This is a genomic window from Methylocapsa sp. S129 (genome assembly GCF_009765995.1).
Lineage (GTDB): Bacteria > Pseudomonadota > Alphaproteobacteria > Rhizobiales > Beijerinckiaceae > Roseiarcus.
Genome location: NZ_LMUI01000035.1, coordinates 1 through 2732 on the forward strand (window position 1 = coordinate 1; position 2732 = coordinate 2732).

At 64.8% G+C, this 2732-nt stretch carries 4 protein-coding genes; 3 read left to right on the top strand and 1 reads right to left on the bottom strand.

Features of this window, described 5'->3' with window-relative positions; all coding sequences use genetic code 11:
- Positions 1-318: 318 nt before the first annotated feature.
- From GSQ90_RS20200 to GSQ90_RS20210, 3 genes are all read left to right on the top strand, one after another.
- Complete coding sequence (locus GSQ90_RS20200) at positions 319-585, top strand: AbrB/MazE/SpoVT family DNA-binding domain-containing protein (protein WP_246731688.1); 267 nt, start codon at positions 319-321, stop codon at positions 583-585.
- Positions 578-934: a type II toxin-antitoxin system PemK/MazF family toxin gene (locus tag GSQ90_RS20205; protein ID WP_158816710.1), complete on the top strand. Its 357-nt coding sequence runs from the start codon at positions 578-580 to the stop codon at positions 932-934. The genes GSQ90_RS20200 and GSQ90_RS20205 overlap by 8 nt, the downstream gene beginning before the upstream one ends.
- Before the next feature lie 613 nt (positions 935-1547).
- The gene (locus GSQ90_RS20210; protein WP_158816711.1) at positions 1548-2270 is read left to right on the top strand and encodes a DUF2076 domain-containing protein; all 723 of its coding nucleotides are present in this window, start codon (positions 1548-1550) and stop codon (positions 2268-2270) included.
- Between the two features lie 107 nt (positions 2271-2377).
- Here the strand turns inward: GSQ90_RS20210 and GSQ90_RS20215 are convergent.
- Positions 2378-2732, bottom strand: a 355-nt coding sequence (locus GSQ90_RS20215) for a L,D-transpeptidase (protein ID WP_158816712.1), incomplete at its 5' end; no start/stop codon positions are given.

Below are 2732 nucleotides of genomic sequence, written 5' to 3' on the forward strand. Positions count from 1 at the left end.
TCCCAGAAACCGGTGCGCGGCGATCTCCCCTGCTCGATCGCCGCTCATCTTGCGCACGACAACGCAGCCGCTGCGCACGATGTCATCCAAAATCCGCTCGCCGCGCCGCACAAGACGAATGTCGCCGTGTAATCCATCACCCATCGCGCCCCGCAACAAAAGCCGCTTGAAGCACACATCGACCCTAATGGGAATCACTCGTGTGAATGCCGTAGCGCAAGGGGGGGGGGGAAGGAGGGGGCGCGATGTCGACGCCGCCGATCATCAGCGTCGCCCCGCGCGATCCGGCCAGCGGGAAGAAGGTTCCCTTTGCGTAAAATGGATATCCATTGTATATCTGTCGTCATGGATGCAAAACTCGCCAAATGGGGCAATTCGCTGGCGCTTCGCGTGCCCCATGCTTGCGCGCGCGCGCTTAAATGGGGCGAGGGCGCGACGGTGAAGGTGAGCGTCGAGCGCGGCAGGCTGATCGTCGAGCGGGCCGCGCCGACCTACCGGCTGACGGATTTGCTCGTCCATATGAACCCGAAAGCGATGCGCGCGGCCTTCGATTGGGGCGATGACGGGGAAGCCGGGGATGGCTAAGGCCGGCTATGTTCCGGAAGCCGGCGACCTCGTCTGGACCGGCTTCGATGCGCGCCTCGGGCGCGAACAAGGGCTGAGCCATCCGGCGCTCGTCGTCTCGCCGGCGCCGCTGTTTCGCGCCTCGGCCTTCGCGATCGTCTGCCCGATCGCCGAGAAGGGCCGGCGTTTTGGCGCCAATGTCGCGCTGCCGCCCGGCCTGCCGGTCGCCGGCGAGGTGCTGACGGCGCATGTGCGCAGCCTCGATACGCGCGCGCGGCCCTTCCGCTACGCCGGCGCTGCGGTTCCGCTGGCCGTGCTGGCGGAGGTGCGGGCCAAGCTCGCCGCGCTGTGTGGAATGGGCGGGGCGTGAGTGGCGAGGATAATTTCTGGCGGATTTCTGTTTTTCAGACTATGATGGTGGCGGGAGTCCTCAAAAGAGAGGCATCTCGATAATCAAGCAAACCGTCGGGCGTTATGGAGCCATTGTTCGCATGGAGGCATTTTTTTTCACCCTTGAGAACCTGTCAATGATGGCCCTTCGGGCCACCGCCGAAGGCGGCGCGCCTTTGGCGCGTCATTGACAGGTTCTCAAGGGTGAAACACGCTCCGCCATGCGAAACGATGGATCACCCTCGACCATTTGAGTGTAAATCACGGGTTCCGGAAACCGAAGGAGCGAGGCGTTCGAAAGCGAGGTGACTGTGGAATTCCAGAAATTTAATTTTTCCCATTTTTCGCTTGCAACCCCTTGAAATCGCTGAGTCAGGCCGCAAAAAAATTTGCAAAGCCTGTTTCTGGTCTCAACAATATCAATAAGTTAGCAAAACGCCCCGTCTGCGCCATTTCGCGCACCGCGGCGTCCGCCACGCGCTTTCCAAATATTTCCCGTGGCGCCGCGCCCCGACCGACCCCCCATCTTGGATCGGCCTTGATCGTCGCCCATATGCTGCAGCGCGGGCCGAGAGCCCGGATGGGAGAAATCGATGACCCCCGAAGAACGCCAAATGCTCGCCGGCCTGTTCGAACGCGTCGGCTCGACCGCTTCGACGCCGCGCGATCCCCAGGCGGAGACTTTTATCGCCGACGCCGTTCGCGCGCTGCCGTTTGCGCCCTATGTGCTCGCGCAGACGGTGCTGGTGCAGCAGCAGGCGCTGGAAAACGCCAGCCGGCGCCTCGCCGAGCTTGAAGCGCAGGCCAAGGCCGCGCCGCAGGAGGAGACCAGCTTCCTGGGCAGCATCGGCAAATCGCTGTTTGGCGGCGGCCAGCCGGCGCCAGCGCCGACGCCGCGGCCCTCTTATGCGCCCGATCCCGGCTATCAGCGCCAACCGGGCTATGCGCCGCCCCCGCCCCAGCAGGCCTATGCGCCGCAGCCGCAGGCGGGGCCTTGGGGCGCTCCGCAGGCGGCGGCCTCTGCCGGCGGCGGCTTCATGCAGAGCGCGCTGACGACGGCGGCCGGCGTCGCGGGCGGCATGGTGCTCGCCCATTCGCTCGGCAATCTGTTCGGCGGCCATGCCGGCTATGGCCTGGGCGGCATTGGCGGAGGCCTGGGCGGCGGCGAAGTCGTGAACAATTATTACGAGAGCGCGCCCGATGCAGCCGGCCAACACGCCGAGGATGTCCTGCAGGACCAGGATCAGGATCAGGACGACGCGCAGGACGCCTATGACGATGCAGGCGGCAGCGACGACAGCGGCAGCGACACCTGAAGACGCCAATAAAAGGGCCGCCCCGCTGTGAGGCGAGGCGGCCCGGCTTCCGTCCTGCTCCCGGCCCCGGCCATTCCGATCTGACGCCGGATCTGGCCGAATCTTTGTTAGATGACGATGACTCTCGTGCCGACCGGCACGCGGTTGTATAAGTCGATCACATCCTGATTCATCATGCGAATGCAGCCCGACGACACATTGGTGCCGATGGTCGAGGGCTCGTTGGTGCCGTGGATGCGATACATCGACGAGCCGAGATAAAGCGCGCGCGCGCCAAGCGGATTGTCCGGGCCGCCGTCCATGTGGCTGGGCAGATCGGGCCGGCGCAGCATCATTTCGGGCGGCGGCGTCCAGCCCGGCCATTCCGCCTTGCGGCTGATTGTTTTGACGCCCGACCATTCAAAACCGGGACGGCCGACGCCGATGCCGTAGCGCAAAGCGCGGCCGTTCGGCTCGATCAGG

Excerpts from the sequence above, each read along its gene's own strand:
- GSQ90_RS20200 (WP_246731688.1), top strand. The coding sequence starts at position 319 with ATGGATATCCATTGTATATCTGTCGTCATGGATGCAAAACTCGCCAAA.
- GSQ90_RS20205 (WP_158816710.1), top strand. The coding sequence starts at position 578 with ATGGCTAAGGCCGGCTATGTTCCGGAAGCCGGCGACCTCGTCTGGACC.
- GSQ90_RS20210 (WP_158816711.1), top strand. The coding sequence starts at position 1,548 with ATGACCCCCGAAGAACGCCAAATGCTCGCCGGCCTGTTCGAACGCGTC.